The 16,441-nt window shown below is 35.8% G+C and carries 14 protein-coding genes; 6 read left to right on the top strand and 8 right to left on the bottom strand.

The window, feature by feature from the left end:
- Positions 1–470: 470 nt before the first annotated feature.
- The gene (locus K737_RS02820) at positions 471–1,811 is read right to left on the bottom strand and encodes a 3-deoxy-D-manno-octulosonic acid transferase (protein WP_006288080.1); all 1,341 of its coding nucleotides are present in this window, start codon (positions 1,809–1,811) and stop codon (positions 471–473) included.
- 489 nt (positions 1,812–2,300) lie between these two features.
- Here K737_RS02820 and K737_RS02815 point away from each other — a divergent pair, with 489 nt between their 5' ends.
- Both K737_RS02815 and K737_RS02810 read left to right on the top strand, forming a co-directional pair.
- Positions 2,301–2,912 (top strand): superoxide dismutase, encoded by a 612-nt coding sequence (locus K737_RS02815; RefSeq protein WP_006288082.1) that lies wholly within the window; start codon positions 2,301–2,303, stop codon positions 2,910–2,912.
- Entirely contained in the window at positions 2,912–4,090 is a 1,179-nt protein-coding gene (locus K737_RS02810) for a glycosyltransferase (RefSeq protein ID WP_024161398.1), read from the top strand. Before K737_RS02815 ends, K737_RS02810 begins: the two co-directional genes overlap by 1 nt.
- Before the next feature lie 67 nt (positions 4,091–4,157).
- Here the strand turns inward: K737_RS02810 and kdsA are convergent, their stop codons facing one another.
- Positions 4,158–5,045 carry a 3-deoxy-8-phosphooctulonate synthase gene (gene kdsA / locus K737_RS02805; protein ID WP_006288085.1) on the bottom strand — a complete coding sequence of 296 codons (888 nt, stop codon included), beginning with the start codon at positions 5,043–5,045 and terminating at the stop codon, positions 4,158–4,160.
- Positions 5,046–5,180: 135 nt separating this feature from the next.
- Here kdsA and K737_RS10255 point away from each other — a divergent pair, with 135 nt between their 5' ends.
- Together K737_RS10255 and K737_RS02795 are read left to right on the top strand one after the other, a co-directional pair.
- A complete protein-coding gene (locus K737_RS10255; RefSeq protein WP_006288086.1) occupies positions 5,181–5,501 on the top strand; it encodes a hypothetical protein in 321 nt (106 codons plus the stop codon).
- Positions 5,502–5,846: 345 nt separating this feature from the next.
- On the top strand, positions 5,847–7,040 hold the full coding sequence (locus tag K737_RS02795) for a hypothetical protein (RefSeq protein WP_006299043.1): 1,194 nt from the start codon (positions 5,847–5,849) through the stop codon (positions 7,038–7,040).
- 159 nt (positions 7,041–7,199) lie between these two features.
- On the opposite strand, the gene K737_RS02790 is transcribed toward K737_RS02795, so the two are convergent.
- From K737_RS02790 to K737_RS02765, 6 genes are all read right to left on the bottom strand, one after another.
- A complete protein-coding gene (locus K737_RS02790) occupies positions 7,200–9,266 on the bottom strand; it encodes a sodium-translocating pyrophosphatase (RefSeq protein WP_006299045.1) in 2,067 nt (688 codons plus the stop codon).
- 123 nt (positions 9,267–9,389) lie between these two features.
- A complete protein-coding gene (locus K737_RS02785; RefSeq protein ID WP_162480172.1) occupies positions 9,390–9,698 on the bottom strand; it encodes a hypothetical protein in 309 nt (102 codons plus the stop codon).
- A gap of 4 nt (positions 9,699–9,702) precedes the next feature.
- Positions 9,703–10,230 carry a hypothetical protein gene (locus K737_RS02780; protein ID WP_152531055.1) on the bottom strand — a complete coding sequence of 176 codons (528 nt, stop codon included), beginning with the start codon at positions 10,228–10,230 and terminating at the stop codon, positions 9,703–9,705.
- Positions 10,231–10,245: 15 nt separating this feature from the next.
- A complete protein-coding gene (locus tag K737_RS02775; RefSeq protein ID WP_006299051.1) occupies positions 10,246–11,568 on the bottom strand; it encodes a hypothetical protein in 1,323 nt (440 codons plus the stop codon).
- On the bottom strand, positions 11,561–12,757 hold the full coding sequence (locus K737_RS02770; protein WP_006299053.1) for a type II secretion system F family protein: 1,197 nt from the start codon (positions 12,755–12,757) through the stop codon (positions 11,561–11,563). The genes K737_RS02775 and K737_RS02770 overlap by 8 nt, the downstream gene beginning before the upstream one ends.
- Before the next feature lie 8 nt (positions 12,758–12,765).
- Complete coding sequence (locus tag K737_RS02765; RefSeq protein ID WP_200863593.1) at positions 12,766–14,355, bottom strand: GspE/PulE family protein; 1,590 nt, start codon at positions 14,353–14,355, stop codon at positions 12,766–12,768.
- Between the two features lie 330 nt (positions 14,356–14,685).
- Between K737_RS02765 and K737_RS02760 the strand changes: the two genes are divergently transcribed.
- Both K737_RS02760 and K737_RS02755 read left to right on the top strand, forming a co-directional pair.
- On the top strand, positions 14,686–15,327 hold the full coding sequence (locus K737_RS02760; RefSeq protein ID WP_023491557.1) for an ABC transporter substrate-binding protein: 642 nt from the start codon (positions 14,686–14,688) through the stop codon (positions 15,325–15,327).
- Positions 15,324–16,028, top strand: a complete 705-nt coding sequence (locus tag K737_RS02755) for a gamma-glutamyl-gamma-aminobutyrate hydrolase family protein (RefSeq protein WP_006299059.1) — start codon at positions 15,324–15,326, stop codon at positions 16,026–16,028. Before K737_RS02760 ends, K737_RS02755 begins: the two co-directional genes overlap by 4 nt.
- Positions 16,029–16,441: the final 413 nt, after the last annotated feature.

Genomic DNA, 16,441 nt, shown 5'->3' with positions numbered 1-16,441 from the left:
CTGCGTTCCAAACTTCCAATTGGTGCCATCGAGCATTAAATTGCATTTTAGGAACTGGCTCCCAAATGCTTGATATCAAGGCTTTTGAGAAGAGTCCAGAATCAATTCCTTGTCCTTTTAAAAAAACGCCTGACGCGTTCAAGCTTGGATTTTATTGAAGCTGGAGCGTTCATCTTGTGGATCAGCGCAGGATGCTGAACCTTTCGCTGATCGATAAGTACGAAGGTTCATTTGCATTAAACATTGTTGTTAATTTTTAATAAAATAGCCTCTCTTTCAGATCTTTTAAAGCCCCTTCAAAAAAGTGAGGGGGAGTTTGATATTTTCATAAAGAAGCAAAAAATTTTTCATTCTTAATTCGTTTTGAACACATATTAAAAGAGCTTCTAGTGCTCCCAAAATTTTTACATTTTATGTTACCCCCCCCCACGTCCTAAATTAATTATCAGAACAAAAAGACTTAAAATAAATTATTTTTTTACAATTATTTCTTTACAAATAGAAGAAATATAATCTAAATAACTATGTATTTCTTCTTGTGTAGAACAGTATACTTCGTAAGCACGTTGTGATTGTATTTTAGAATTCTGGGGAATAATTAAAAAATTTTGAATTATTTTTGTCAAAGTCTGTACATCTTTTGCAAGATAAGAGGCTTTTTTTTCTATAAACGCTGAATAAAGTTCTGGACAATGGTGGAAATAAGGGCCATGAATAACGGCACACCCTTCAGCAACAGGTTCTATGAGATTATGCCCCCCCCCTTCAGGAGTAATAGAGCCTCCCAGAACGCAAAATGAAGCGCTTTGATAGAATTTTTGAGTTTCTCCAAAAGTATCAACAACGTACAAAGATGTTTTTTCTAAAATGCAGTCTTCTTTTGACCGATAGGCTGTATTTTTAGGAAAATCTGTAAATCGATCGGGGTGTCTTGGGATTAAAATTAACAAAAGATTAGGAATCTGTTTTGATAAATTTTTTTGAATTTTAAGAATAATCGGAATTTCACAAACGTGAATGCAAGAAGCAAGCCAATAGAGATGTCCTTTAAAAAAAGATTTTTTTTTACTCCATACTGAAGAAAATTTTTCTGGACTATGCGTATTTGCACAAACAGTAGAAGGTAAAACATATTTTAAGGAAGGGGATAAATGAATGAGACCTTTTCCAAAAGAAGCGTGCATTAAGTACTCTTTTATTTTTTTAGAGGGCGTAAAACAAACAGAAAAAAGTCCAAGTAATTCAGAAAAAAATAGTTTTAAGATGCTCCAACGGCGTAGACTTTTTTCAGAAACATGAGTGTTTATTCCAATTAATGGAATGTGGTGTTTAAAGGCTTCGTAAAGGAGGTTAGGCCAACGCTCTGATTCCAAAATAAAAGCGCAAGAAGGGCGCCAATACAGAAAAAAACGCTTTACGTAAACACGACTGTCAAAAGGAGCCATCTGGTGAATGATTCTTGGGATATTTTCAACAATGGTTTGTGCCCCCAGCGTTTGAGTTGTGATAAGAATATAAGACTTTTCATGATCTTGAAGAATCTTATATGCAATGCTTAGTGCCATTCGGGTTTCTCCTATACTTGCTGCGTGAAGCCAAATAATGGGGCCTTTGGGACGCTGCACATTGGTGATTCCAAATCGGTGCTGTACTTTTTTTGGATCTTCTTTTTTAGCATTAAGACGTTTCTTAGCAATAATCCAAAATAAGGGAATCGCTCCAACGGAAAAAATACTGTAAAGCTTCATTACACTGCGAAAAAATAAAGAAGGAGCGGGGCGGGGAGGCAAGGTGTGGCTATGATGGTTCATAAAATTTTTAGTTAAAAAAGCTGCCAGGAAACACGATGAAATTTTTGGTTTGCCTTTATCGTTTACCTAAAAATAAACCACTATGAGAGATTCGTAAATATCGGAGCATTGCAATTTTATGTTTATTAGTCCAAAGAATCAATTAATCCGACTTAAAATAGCACCTAACCAAAGACAACGATGGAGTTGTGACGGAAAATACAAAAAGAATCTGTGTTGAATTATGGCTTTTTAAGGGGCAGTGGGCAACCTTCTTTTATTAATTTTTTGTTGCCCAATTTTTACATCTTTGATACCAAACTATCCACACTATTTATAAATTTAAAAATTAGTTTTATTGTAGTTTTGTTGTTTTGATTTAATTCTATCTAAACGCACTGGAGATTCACCCCAAGAAAGCGCCCTAATACACGCTTAATTTTTGATTGGATTTTTTTGATATATTAGGATAAAATATTTTTCTACGCGTTGGATTAAAGGATATTTTTTGTGTTTTCTCTTATGGATCTGCCTTATGAACTTAATGCGCTAGAACCAGCGCTTTCTGAAAAAATTTTAACACTTCATTACCAGCGTCACCACAAGGGGTATGTGGATAAGCTTAATGAGTTAATATCTCAAAATCCTTCCTATTTTGGATTGGATTTGGAAGAGGTTGCAAAAAAAAGTTATTACGAGCAACACTGGCCAATTTTTAATAATAGTGCACAAATTATTGCTCATGATTTTTATTGGAAGAGCTTAACTTCCTTTTCGGAAAGAAATTTTTGGGGGTTAGGAGTTTTATCTCAACAGATGGAAAAAACTTTTGGAACCTTCGAAAATTTTATAGAGCAGTGTGTTCATCAAGGAGTGGCCCAGTTTGGAAGCGGGTGGATGTGGTTAATTTGCAACGAAGAGAAAAATACATTAGAGATCGTAACGACTTCTAACGCGTATTTACCTTGGATAGAATTTCCTAAAAAGCGCCCTTTGCTTACAGTAGATCTGTGGGAACACGCATATTATGTAGATTACTACAACCAAAGAAAGGATTATTTGGAAAAAGTATTGCGATGTTTAGATTGGAGTTTTGCAGAAAAACAGTACAAAAATTTATAATGAATAACGATTTTTTTAGCACAATAACCAAACCTAAAATAGCTTATGTGGTTCCAGGATTAGATCGAGGAGGGTGCGAAATGCATCTTTTATCTCTCCTTCCCGAGTTGAAAAAATGGTTTTCTGTTCACATTTTTATATTACACCATCACAGTGGAGCTTTGGGGCCTTTATTTAAGGAACAAGGCATAGGTTTGACGTGCTTACTTTCTTCTAACTCTGATCGATATGGAAAAGTTCGCAGATGGATTCAAGGAACATTGTGCCTTAGAAAACATTTATCTATGGGGGTGGATATCCTTCACGCATTTTTGCCTAGCGCTTATTGCAGTGCTGGATTTGCTTGTCTTTTAAATAAAAAAGTCAAGCATTTTTTGATGAGTCGGCGTGCTTTGAATTTTTATTCAGAGCATCGATATGTGCTGAGAAAATTAGAAAAATTTTTGCATCAGCGCGTTTGTCTGGCCTTGGGGAACAGTTCTGAAGTTTGCCGACAGCTGATTGAAGAAGGAGTTCCTTTTCAAAAGGTATGTAAAATTTTTAATGGGCTTCCTGTAAGGCCGTACTCCTTACAAAAAGAAACTACACAATTGTTGGAAATTCAAACAGTTCCTTTAAACTGGGTTAAAATTGCTTATGTTGCAAATTTTATGGCCTATAAAGGACATCATGATTTGATTTTTGTTGCGAAAAGTTTGGTGTCTTTGGAGTGCTGTAATTTTTGCTTTTTATTGGCCGGAAGAGATTGCAATAAGTACGTGGATTGTTTGAAAAATGAAATTAAAAATCAAGGTTTGGAAGCACATTTCAGATTTTTAGGGGAAATTAGTGATTCCACTTTTTTGTTACAGTATGCAGATATGGGAGTATTCCCTTCCCACGAAGAGGGGTTTTCTAATAGTTTATTAGAAAAAATGGCTCAAGGGTTGGCAGTTGTGGCAACAGATGTGGGGGGAAATAAAGACGCCATAATCTCTGGAGAAAATGGGTACTTAGTTCCCGTAGGGCAGACAGGTGTTATGGCGCAACATTTAGCGCTTTTAATCTCAGATCCTGTTCAGCGATCTAATATTGGAAAATCTGCACAAAAAACAGTTGACACACTGTTCACCCTAAAGCAATGCGTTAATAATTATTATACAATGTATCAAAACGTACTATCTTTCTGTAGGCACTAAAACACAGATTTAACCTTTTAAAAATTTTTAAATTGACTAATTTAGCCCACTCTTGATAAGAGAAAACTTATCCAGGCAAAGGGGGAATAGAAAAATTTTGGTAGGGCCATTGTTTTGTAACCTGATCTAACGCTATAAGGGGAAGTAAAAAATTTTGAACCTCTTCTAATGGAACCATATTAGGTCCATCACTAAGTGCTTGATCTGGATTTGGGTGCGTTTCGATAAACAAACCTGCTATTCCAACAGCAATTGCTGCTCTTGATAATGGTTCGACGAACCAGCGTTCTCCAAGGCTGGTGTCTTCCCCTGCTCCTGGAAGTTGTACTGAGTGAGTTGCGTCAAAAATAACAGGGTTTCCCCTAGAAGCTAAAATCCGTAAACTTCGCATATCACTTACCAGCCGATTATAACCGAAACATGCGCCTCGTTCGCACAACAAAGGAATGCTTCCGCCCAATGCCAAAACTTTTTCATGAACCTTAAGCATTTCTTGAGGAGACAAAAACTGTCCCTTCTTAATATTCAACACCGCACCGGTTTTTATCGCTGCTTTTAATAGTTCGGTTTGACGGCATAAAAACGCAGGAATTTGCAAGATATTTACAACTTCAGCTATTGGTTGGCACTGATGAGGTTCGTGAACATCTGTAATCACCGGGCATCCGTAGACAAAGCGAATATCGGAAAAAACGTCAAGCGCCTCTTTAAAAGATAAAGTGCTACGTCCTTTTATTCCAGTTCTGTTGGCTTTTTCAAAGGATGCCTTAAATACAAAAGCTATATTTAACTTTTTGCAAATATTCATTAAAGTCTCTGCAATTTCAAATGCTAATTCCCGACTTTCCATCAAACACGGGCCTGCAATCAGCACAAAAGGAGAACAGTTAGAAAAAGTAACATTAGGATGCACACAAATTTCCTTAGCAGGAATATTCAAACACTTTAATTTCATGAAAAATCAAGAAACAAAATAACTTCATCAATTTTACGGTATGATAATGATGAATTCAAGCGTTTTTAAAAAAAAACAGTAAATTAATTTTTTTTCATTATCATATGTTTGTAAATTTTAGTCATAAAATAAAGCATGAATAAAAAAGAAATTTTAATGTTTTCTTTAGTTTGTACATTGTTTTTCAGTAGTGTTCTTGATGCCAAGAGGAAACCGGTGGTACCGGTAAAGCCAATTCCCGTAGACCCAAAGCCAGATACTCCCGTAGACCCAAAGCCAGATACTCCTGTAGACCCAAAGCCAGATACTCCTGTAGACCCAAAGCCTTCCCCGCATAATTCACGTCTTCCAAGTTTTATTGATGAAATGACAAAAGAGACATGGCAAGGTGTAGAAGCAAAAATGAAGTCTAGGCTTGCAGAAAAGAAAAATGAAGCACTTTGGTGCTGCGGATAAAACGAATTAAACTAATTTTTTAAAAGCTATTTTTATCAAAAATAGCTTATATTTTTTTTCATAGATATTGTTTTTAGTGTATTAATAATGCTAATAAAACGTAATGTTAAAATTTTTAAAAAAATTTATATTACGGTATTGTTTTATTTTCTTGTAATTAAGGTTATTTTTTGAAAAAATATAGCGATAAAAAATTATAATACTTTTCATATAATAATTTTTATCTTTAATACTAGATACGAGAAATTAAATTTTTATTTTAATCGAAAAAAAAAATAGAAAAAATAATAAATTAATCTTTTTTTATTATCATGTATTTGTGAATTTTAGTCATGAATATACATAATGAAAAAAAATTTTTTTTTAATAGTGATGGCGTTTTTCGCATTGATTGCGTCTGATAACGGATTTGGAAAAGGCAGAAGGAGGCCAGTTCCAAAAGAAAAAAAACCAGTGGAGCCTGCGGGGCCTTCCCCAGAAGAATTACTTAAGCAAGAAACGGAAAGAAAAAATAGAGAAGAGGAATTAAGAAAAGAAAAAGAAAAAGAAGAAAAAGCAAAAGAAGAAAAAGAAAAAGAAGAAAAAGCAAAAGAAGAAAAAGCAAAAGAAGAAAAAGCAAAAGAAGAAAAAGAGAGAGAAGATAAAGAAAAAGAAAAAAAAGAAAGAGAACTTGAAAATAAAAAAAAATTGGATAAATTGGTTTTAGAAAATGCTAATTTAGAAAGCCAAATTTTAGAAATTAAAAATGGAGTAAGATTACCTCAAGAAATTCAAAATAGCATCGAAAAGAGCGATTCTTTATTGAATTTTTACAGCGCGAAAGAACTAAAAAATACTATTCGGGAAATATTGGAAGATTCGGGTGATAAAACAAACTTATTGTTCCAACTGGGCAAGCGATTGGGAATAAATCTTGACAATATTAATGAAGCAAGCGTACAAAACCTCAAAAACCAAATTGAGATTCAAGAAGAGAAAAAAAGAGAGCTTGAAAAAAAGAGCTTGGGTCTTTCTGTGAAAAATATTGTTCCTCTTGAATCAAGGAAGTTTAGCAGCTTATTGATGGTTATAGGAAAAGCAAAACAATTCATTGACGAGTTTAATGAGAGCTCTCTAGTTCAAGCGATTGATAATATTTTATCATTTATCGATGATCCTATTGTAGAAAAGTATGGGATGAAAAATGTTTTTGAAGAGATCAAAAATTTACAGGAAAAAAATGCATCGCCAAATAAAAAAAGAGAAGATGATTTCAAGATATCAATAGCAAAAAACAAGTTAATAGAAAATCTTGAATTGTTAGAGTCAAATATAAAATCTCAAGAAGATGCGATAGCTAAGATAGAAAAAGATAAGTCTTCTATAAATTCCGATCTAGAACTTCAAAATAAAAAAATAGCTGTATTAAATAAAATATTATTAGAGGCACAAGATAGATTGAGAAAAAGTATTGAAAAATTTAATAATAAAAAAAGTAAGGATTTTTTAAAAAACAAGAAGAAATCGAAAAGCGATAAATTCGAAGAGATGGAGTTTTAAAAAAAGAAAAAGATTCCTAAAAAGAAAATCACAAACACAGGATTTCTTCTAATTTAAAAAAATATACAAAAAAAAGCACCTGAAAAAACTCAGGTGCCTTTTTAAGTTCAAATTTTAGAACAGTTTAAAAAGCTTGGTACACAAAAAATATTATAAAAATTATAAAAAGGCCAACAGCATCAGAGCTACTAAATTAACAATTTTTATAAAAGGATTCATAGCCGGACCGGTTGTGTCTTTGTACGGGTCCCCTACTGTATCGCCCACTACGGAAGCTTGATAAGCAGAAGATCCCTTTCCCCCAAAGTTTCCAGCTTCTATATACTTTTTTGCATTATCCCACGCTCCCCCTCCAGAAGTCATAGAAAGAGCCAAAAACAATCCTGTAATCATTGTCCCCATTAATACCCCCCCAAGAGCACTAAAAGCTTGGGCTTGTCCAAAACCAGAAGAAATGACTCCGTAAACTCCAAGAGGAAAAACTACTGGAAGTAACGAAGGAATAATCATTGCTTTTAAAGAAAATTTTGTCAATATATCCACAGCTTTTCCATATTCCGGTGCTTGAGAACCGTCCATAATTCCTTTGATTTCTGCAAATTGTCTTCTTACTTCTACTACGATGGCTGCTCCGGCTCTTCCCACTGCTTTCATGCTCATAGAAGAAAACAGGTAAGGGATTGCTCCTCCCAAAAATAATCCCGTTATCAAAAATGGATCACTTAAACTAAAATTGATGTCCAGGCTGGGAAAAAAATGTTTTAGCTCTTGGGTGTATGCAGAAAATAGAATCAAAGAAGCCAATGCAGCAGAGCCAATAGCATATCCTTTTGTCACTGCTTTTGTCGTGTTTCCTACTGCATCTAAGGAATCTGTTACCGTTCTTACTGATGAAGGAAGCCCTGCCATTTCTGCAATTCCTCCTGCATTATCTGTTACAGGACCATAAGCATCAATAGCGATTATAATTCCAGAAAGCGCCAACATACTAGACCCTGCCAGTGCAATTCCAAATAGTCCAGCAAAAGAGTAAGCAGACAATATTCCTGCACATACCACGATAGCCGGCAAAAAACATGCTTCCATAGAAACTGCAAGGCCGCAAATAATGTTTGTTGCAGCGCCTGTTACAGAAGCATTGGCAATTTCTCGAACAGGACGATGAGAAGTTGAAGTATAAAATTCTGTGATCCAAACCAATAGTCCTGTGGCGATCATTCCTACTGCTCCACTTAACACAAGAGACACCCCTGTGACAGAATCGTACAGCACGCGATCAAATCCAAAAAATGCCCATGTTATACCAGTCAATCCTGCCATAGATAACACAACTGCCGTTCCCAGACCTTTATACAATGCATTCATGATATTTTCTTTCTTTCCAAGACGTACCGCATAAGTGCTAAGTACACAAGAAATTACGCAAACACCACTAACCACTAAAGGATATACCATCAATTCCCGATTGTTTTGCGCAGTTAAAAACGCAATTTGAAGTGCTGCAACCAATGTCACTACGTAGGTTTCAAACAAATCTGCACTCATTCCGGCGCAGTCTCCCACATTGTCTCCTACGTTGTCTGCAATTACTGCAGGATTTCTAGGGTCATCTTCGGGAATTCCTTGCTCAATTTTTCCTACAAGATCTGCACCGACATCAGCCCCTTTTGTGAAAATGCCTCCTGCGAGTCTTGAAAACATAGAAATCAAAGAGGCTCCAAACCCGAAAGCAACAAGAGTTTCCAAAAGAAATCGCTCTGTAACTTCCAAAAAAGAAAGGAAAGTAAAAATACCTACAACTCCCAAAAGCGCCAGTCCTACTACTAAGAATCCCGTAATCGCACCGGCTTGAAAAGCCACTGCTAGTCCTTGCGCTAACCCAGAGCGAGCAGCTTGAGTTGTTCGGACATTAGCGCGAACAGACACGCTCATGCCTGCATAACCACTGATACCAGAAAAGATTGCACCCAAGGTAAACCCAATCCCCACATGGCATCCCAAGCTTTGATACAAAAGCCCGGCAATCACAACGCCAACAAACGATATAGTCAAAAATTGACGCTTCAGGTAAGCTTGAGCTCCTTCCTGGATAGCTTGTGCAATTCGCTGCATTTCCAAAGTTCCTCCAGAGAGCGAAAGAATCTTTTTTGTGACGATTGCACTGTACAATAAAGCAATAACACCGGAAATTCCAACAATTCCCAGCCAAATGTATTCTGTGTCCATACACACTTTTGGTCATTTTTTTAAAGCATTACAGAAATATGTACAAAACGCAAGCTTAGAAAAACTTAAAGAAGCAAAGCGCGACTAGCAGTATTTATCATCTATTGAATCAAATGTATGCTACTAGCCCTCAGGGACAGTTACTGATTGTTTTAGTTGCAATGTTATACGTTGTTTGCGACTATTTTCTAATACAACATAGTGAGCGTCTACCTTCAAAACGTACCAGCCGTGCAATGACCTTTGGGAAAGATGATCTAATCGATGATCATTAATCCAAACTATCCATTCTTGTGTGTCTGGACGTAAAAAAATTCCTTGAAGAACAAAAACAGTCATCGAAGGTTTGACTTGCTCTGAAGAAGATGGGTGCTTTTTTTCAAAAGTGTAAGGATGAGTAAAAAATAATGATAGGCCTAACATCCACATCACACCCTTAGCCTTCTGGGGTAAAACAGTAGTAGCGCGCCGTATAAAGACCGTTTATACGCAAATTTGACGCTTCATTTTTAGGAAAAGAGGGCAGGGACGTATCTTGATCAAGAAGCTCTTCCTTTTCTCTGGATAACGAAAGATAGATAGATTCAATCCTTCCTTTATGGTAAGTATACAAAGTTTTAAAAAAATTCCAAAATATATCATCGTGCTTTACCTTAAATCTTATCGTCAGTTCAATGTACGATTCTAGCTCGCAAAAGTTTTTGTATGTTATTTCGATTTCGTCAAAGTGTGCAGCGTATTTTTTTAATTCTTGAGAAAAATCAATCAATTTATTCAATTGAAGTGGTGCTTGAATTTTCCACAATGATGCACGATTTAGTATTCCTTTTGTTTTAAACAGTTTTGTTTTTAGAGTTTGAATGCTTAAAAACGTTCTGTATTCCCAACACAAAAGCCCTGCTTGAAAAAGCAGCCCTAAGCTCCAGAGTAACAATCCCAACCGAAGCTTTATACATCGTATCATCTCTTCCATCATCTTTTAAGGATCCACAGAAAAGGGAGATCCTCCTTCACAATAATCCAATTCTTCCATTTCATTTAAAGAGGATGAAAGGTTTTCTTTCCATTGGATTATGGATTTTGAAGGCATGTGTTGTCTCCAGGCTGCCATCAATAAGTTTTTTTGTGACATTTTATCGGAATTTGAAAAGTTAAATCCGTATAGTCCTTTGGTTTTTGTCCATTCTATTGTCTCAAGAAAAGATTTTTCTGGTATCACCTGTTCCATTTGTTGCAAAAAAGTTACGGTTTGAAGATATTGTTTTTGGTGGTCATGCAATTTTTTTTCTATTTCTAAAAATTGTTTATCGTTCCAAGGTAATTTTTTCCATTGGCACAAGACGTCATTGTAAGAATTTTGTAATTCTGCCTTCCATCGCCATTGAAAAACGAAAATGTATAAACTAATTACCAAAGGAAAAATTTGAATCCAGGAAAATCGACGGAGCTTAGGCTCTAACGTGTTTAAAACAAAACGTTTTCCTTGCCCTTTTAACGATTGATAAGAAGGAGCTTGAGCCAAAACAAAACGATCTAATAAACTTTCACAGCGCATCACTGAAAAAATGGAATGTTGTTTCATCCATTTTTCTAAGTTATCTCCGTAATAATGTTGCCCCTTTGAAATGCTGGTATGAATATCTAAAAAACCAGCCTCTTGATCGCCTAAATATACAAATTCAAAATTATGCGTATGAAAACTTTCTTCTACGTGACGAACCGTTTCTTGAATCAATTGCGTTAAAGATTCTTGTGGCATAGGAAACAAAAGTCTTAAAAACACAAGAACGTTTTCGTAATATACTGCAAAAACACTTGGACTATCTAATCGTTGTAAAATAAAACATTGAAATTTTTCGTAAGACGCATCAAAATGAATTTTAACGTTACGAATAAGCTCTAGAGGATAGCTGTGATAGAAAAGAGAAACACATTGAGCTTGTAATTTTTGTTCTATCCATTGGGGAAGAATAGGCTTTGTAATTTTCAAATACCACAGCCAATGTTGGCGGCGATTTATAGACCATAAGTTGTGGTGCCCGTCTTGAGAAAATTGTTTGATCTTTTCTCTAAACCATTGCATACGTTCCCACCATGTTAGTCCGTCTGGCGATCTTTCCCACTTAAAACTCATTGTAGAACTTAAATCCAAGACGTGTAATATCCGATTCCAGGCGCGTAATGTTTGCAAAAAGAAAGGGAGCTCTTCCAAAGAGTGTTCTTCTTGAAAAACACTTTTCCCCAAACAAATGTCGTAAACTATAGCGCGATGCGGCTCTATAACACAAACTATTTTATCCATGAGAAATATTTTCCAGAACTTCATACAAAGGGACAAATATACTTTCTACAAAAAATAACAACAAGCATGCCACGATAACAAGACACCACAGAGGCAATCTGCGCATCCATCCTTGAATGCGAAATTCAAGACGAAATGCTAATAATCCGCTGATTTGTTGTAGCGCTTCTTGAAGATGCCCGTTGTCTTGTCCATAACGTAAAAGATGAATATAATGCTTGGAAAAACAGAACCATCCGGTGCACCCATCAGAAAATTTTCCTCCTTCTTGGATAAAAATTTTAAGATGAAGCAGAGTTTCTTTAAAATAAAAAGAGGTTACAGCTTCTTGCGTAATGGAAAGAGCAGAAAGTAGAGAAACTTTTGCCTTTAAAAGGCTGGAAAGAATTTCAAAACCATGAGCATATTGGGCATCTGCGTAAAAGGGAAGTGTACGAAACAAAAAAATTTGTATTTTGCGTTTTGAATACGGAAGATATAAAAAATAAGCTCCACTTAAAAGTACGCTTACACTCCCTATTCCTAGAAAAAAGCTTTTCCAGGAAAAATTTACTAAAAAAATTAACGCTTTGGTCCATATAGAAAGTTCAAAATGCTTTTCTATTAAAATAGGAATTAAGAACTGAGCAACTTCACAATACAAAACATAGCCCGCACCTATACAGGCACACAAATTCAGAAAAGGAAGCCGTAGAACCTGACTCATTTGGCGATGAAGTGAGCGACGTCTTTCTAAATACACCCTTCCTTGTTGAATACCGTACTGTAAATTACCGGCACTTTCTCCTTGACGAAAAAAAGCAATAACTACAGGAGAGATGAGTCCTGAATATTTACTCCAAGCTTGAGAAAAAAGTTTTCCTTGCGCAATTTGCATTACAACATCCTGCAAAATCATTTCAAGGCTTCCTTTTCCTTTTATTTCAAGACTTTTTAATGCCATAGACAAAGATTGACCAGTGCTTAAAGACCATTCTAATCCTGTTAATATGTGGATAATAGCGTCATGATGAAAATATAGGCGATTTATCCAAAGAGGTCTTGGGTAAGCACGCAAAATGGTTAGGTTTTGTCCGTTTAGTGCGGCACATAACGCATTATAAGAACTGTATACGCCGCACCCATTACAACGCATTCCAGATTTATTAACCGCTTTGTAATAATATATTTTTTTATTTTTCTTTTTCATACTCTGCTTTAAATTCCTAAAACTCGTTTAAGCTCACTCCAACTTGTTTCTCCCTTTTCTACCATTTTTTTACCCTGCATGGCTAAATCTTCAAACCCCTTTGCGTACAAAGCGCGTTTGATTTCAGAATAAGAGCGTTGTTCTAAAATCATAGACTCTATAGCTTCATCCATAACTAAAATTTCCGCTATTGCTTTACGTCCTAGATATCCCGTTCCTTTGCACCATTGACATCCTGCGGGGTGATAGAGCTCAGCGTTTGTTCCATGAAAAGTTTCCTCTTGCATGGAGGTAGAGTTTTCAAGGCGGCAGTGTTGACACAATAAACGAATCAATCTTTGGGAAACTACACCATGAATTAATCCTGAAGCTATAGTCAGTGGAATGTTAAATTCTAGCATACGGTAAAAAACTCCCAAAACGTGAGTTGCATGAATCGTGGTTAAAACATGGTGTCCAGTCATAGCAGCCCTTATGGCCATGGCTGCGGTTTCTGCGTTACGGATCTCTCCAATCAAAATCACATCGGGATCTTGGCGTAAAATAGATCTTACTCCTTTGGCAAAAGTTATAGGCCCTTCTTCTTTTACTTCTGTTTGTCGAATTCCTGCAATTTTGTACTCAATGGGTTCTTCTAACGTCATAATATTTAATGCTTCTGCATCCATTTCTTGGACCATGGCATAAAGTGTGCTAGTTTTTCCGCACCCCGTTGGACCGGTAATCACAAGTAATCCTTCTGGTTTGTGAAGTAATTGAGTAATGTTTTTCAAAGTGGGGGTGTTGTAACCTAATTCTTTTAAAGAACGTAGTTCTTGATTGCGATTTAGGATTCGCAGTACGACATTCTCTCCGTAATATGTGGGGTGCGTTGCGCTTCTGACGTCGATAGAACCGCTGCTTAAAGAAAAAGAAAAGCGTCCGTCTTGGGGATTGCGTGCTTCTGCGATATCCATTCCAGATAAAACTTTTATTTGTACACAGGTCGCGCTCCAAAAACTCAAGTGAAAACAGCAAATAGTGTGAAGCAAACCGTCATAACGGTATCGCACACGAACAGAAAATTTTTCTGGTTCAAAATGAATATCCGACACCCCTTCGTGTACAGCATTGTGCAAAGTGTGGTATAAAAATTGACTTATGACCTGATCGTCAAAGTGGTGTTGGTCTGAAAAAAGATCATGTAAATCAACTTTTTTCTGAAATTGTTTTAGTGCATTTTGAATCTCAGAAACTGTCCCCAAGGCCCATTGAAACGGTACTTTAACGCAACATCGAACCAAATCTTGTAAGGAAAGATCTTGAGCCTTGGGCATCAACACGTACAGCGTTTCTTTTACACGAATTGGAACAATTGATGCTTGGTGCAGTAACTCTAAGGGGACTGCGTCCCATGCGAACTGAATATTTGGATCCTTGAGACTAAAATAAGGTAAACGATGAATCAAAGCAATCCATTCTAATAGTTTTGCTTCGCTTAGAATTCCCCAATCCAAAATTAACTTTTTAATGTCTGCTCCAGAATGTTGATGTTCTAGCAAAACAATTTTTTCTTGATCTGAAGTTAAAATATTGTCCTGTCGCAATCTATTCAGCAACGTGCTCTCTTCTCGGGATAATTCTCTAAAAGATAAAAATCGCATACCTTATATTGACAGATTAATTGTGAATATGAACATAACGTTCTATTTAGCATTTTGTCAATAGAAGGCACAATAAAAAAAGGTTAAAATTTTATACTTTATTTTTATAAAAAAATATAAATAATAAAAAACTACTTTTATTTCGAGTATTCAGATTTTTTTTACTATTTAAAAAAGGGAAAATTTTTTTACTATTTTTTTTCGTATATGTTAATTTTTTTTTAAATATTGTGTTGATGATTTATTTAGTGTAGAATGTATTCAAATTTTGTAGTGTTTTATTCTATGTATCGATTTAACATTTTTTTTGTTTTTTGTTCGTGTTTCGTTCACGTTCCTTGGGTGAACGCTGATAATGATCAGCAGTGTTCTTTAGATACGGAAAAAGCTCGAGAAGAAGCGGTGAGCTGTGTTCGAGAATTTGGAACCCAATTGGTTCAGCTCCTTTCAAAGCAGGCTTCTTTTTCTGATGTTCAAGATCTTATTCAACAGACTTTTGATATGAATAAAATGGCTCAGCGATGCTGTCCTGTGAAATACAAAACTCTTACCCAAGAACAGCAAAATTTGTACGAAAAACAATTTACTCGTTCTGTCTGTAGGGCATATCATAACATTCTTAAAAAATATTACACACCTAAGGGGAATTTAGAGGATCATTTTAAAGTAGATGTTAATAAAAGTAGATGTTACCCTGGAAGAGAAGGGATTAGTTGCACTGTAGTAACAGACGTGTTTGCTTCAAATGGTGCTAAAATTTCTGTCAAATGGTTGTCCAAAGGGGGGAAAATTGAGAATTTTGTGGTGGAAGGGACAGACATGAGGGCTGCAAAGAAACGAGACATGAAGACTCGGTATAAGCAGTGCGGAAGTGATTTTTCCAAGTTTCTTGAAAACATATCAGAATCTGATGGATCGTCTTCGTGATTTGTGTTCCCTTAATTGTCGTTATTCCAGACGCTCAAGAAGATGATGATAATTCGAAATATTTTTTAAGGAAAAATTATCTCACAGCATTAGAAAAGCAGGGGGGTGCCCCTGTGATTGTTCCTTATAGTATAAAAAACGTGGGGTTTTACATGCAGTTTGCTCACGGGGTGATGATTGCTGGTGGAAAATTTACCATTGATCCGGAATTTTTCAACCAGCGTATGCAGTGTAATCTTCCTATAAACTCCAAAAGAACTCAAGTTGAATGGGCTTATTGTCAAGAAGCGCTTCAACGAAAGATGCCTATCTTAGGTATTTGCGGAGGAATGCAATTAATTAACGTAGTTTTGGGGGGATCGTTAATACAAGATCTGTCTAGAATTCCTAATGTGTCTAATCATAACGTTTCAAAAAACAATGTGCATTCGGTTCAAATCCTTCCAGATACTTATTTATCTCAATACTTGAAATGTTCAGATTTGGATGTTAATTCTTCACATTGTCAAAGTGTAGACCGTTTGGGGCATGAGGTGCGAATAAACGCACTGTCGCCGGACGGAGTGATAGAGGGGATCGAACACACTCAGCATCCGTTTTGTTTAGGAGTTCAGTGGCATCCAGAATATTTTCATCAAAATCAAAACTTATTTTCCGAATTTGTTCAGGCGTGCAGAATGTTTCGAAAGCATGAGAAATAATGCATCGCAGTTTAGTCAAAAACATTAAGTTTTTTAGAATTAAGTTAGAATAGTATATGTTATATTTTTTCGGACAAGAATACAAAGAAGAAAAGTATTTGTTTGTGTGGCAGGGAAAAAATTTTTCTTAAATAAAGGGAAGTGAAGAAATTTCTTTATTATATTTTCATGACAGATTTTGTGTGTTTTTTTAAAAAAAAAGAGCTTTAGTGTTTTTGGATTTTTTAGCGCCACTGCCTTACACGAAGATGTAGTGTCAAAAAACAAAAGTTATAAAGTTATTTTTTAAAGGAGAATTTTGTAGAACCTGTCTTCACAGTTAAGCCAACCGACGAATCAGTAGCATTGAATGGGGGATCATAACGCTGTGTTTTTCCGATTGAACGCCTATTTCATACTCCTTGGTTAATCGC

The organism is Holospora undulata HU1, from assembly GCF_000388175.3.
Lineage (GTDB): Bacteria > Pseudomonadota > Alphaproteobacteria > Holosporales > Holosporaceae > Holospora > Holospora undulata_A.
The sequence above is the reverse complement of the archived record's forward strand: the minus strand, read 5'-3'. Positions and strand labels throughout refer to the sequence as shown.

What these genes read in the sequence shown, in the direction of transcription:
- K737_RS02790 (WP_006299045.1), bottom strand. Translation starts at nt 9,266, where the DNA reads ATGGACACAGAATACATTTGGCTGGGAATTGTTGGAATTTCCGGTGTT.
- K737_RS02810 (WP_024161398.1), top strand. Translation starts at nt 2,912, where the DNA reads ATGAATAACGATTTTTTTAGCACAATAACCAAACCTAAAATAGCTTAT.
- K737_RS10255 (WP_006288086.1), top strand. Translation starts at nt 5,181, where the DNA reads ATGAATAAAAAAGAAATTTTAATGTTTTCTTTAGTTTGTACATTGTTT.
- K737_RS02820 (WP_006288080.1), bottom strand. Translation starts at nt 1,811, where the DNA reads ATGAACCATCATAGCCACACCTTGCCTCCCCGCCCCGCTCCTTCTTTA.
- K737_RS02775 (WP_006299051.1), bottom strand. Translation starts at nt 11,568, where the DNA reads ATGGATAAAATAGTTTGTGTTATAGAGCCGCATCGCGCTATAGTTTAC.
- K737_RS02770 (WP_006299053.1), bottom strand. Translation starts at nt 12,757, where the DNA reads ATGAAAAAGAAAAATAAAAAAATATATTATTACAAAGCGGTTAATAAA.
- K737_RS02795 (WP_006299043.1), top strand. Translation starts at nt 5,847, where the DNA reads ATGAAAAAAAATTTTTTTTTAATAGTGATGGCGTTTTTCGCATTGATT.
- kdsA (WP_006288085.1), bottom strand. Translation starts at nt 5,045, where the DNA reads ATGAAATTAAAGTGTTTGAATATTCCTGCTAAGGAAATTTGTGTGCAT.
- K737_RS02760 (WP_023491557.1), top strand. Translation starts at nt 14,686, where the DNA reads ATGTATCGATTTAACATTTTTTTTGTTTTTTGTTCGTGTTTCGTTCAC.
- K737_RS02780 (WP_152531055.1), bottom strand. Translation starts at nt 10,230, where the DNA reads ATGATACGATGTATAAAGCTTCGGTTGGGATTGTTACTCTGGAGCTTA.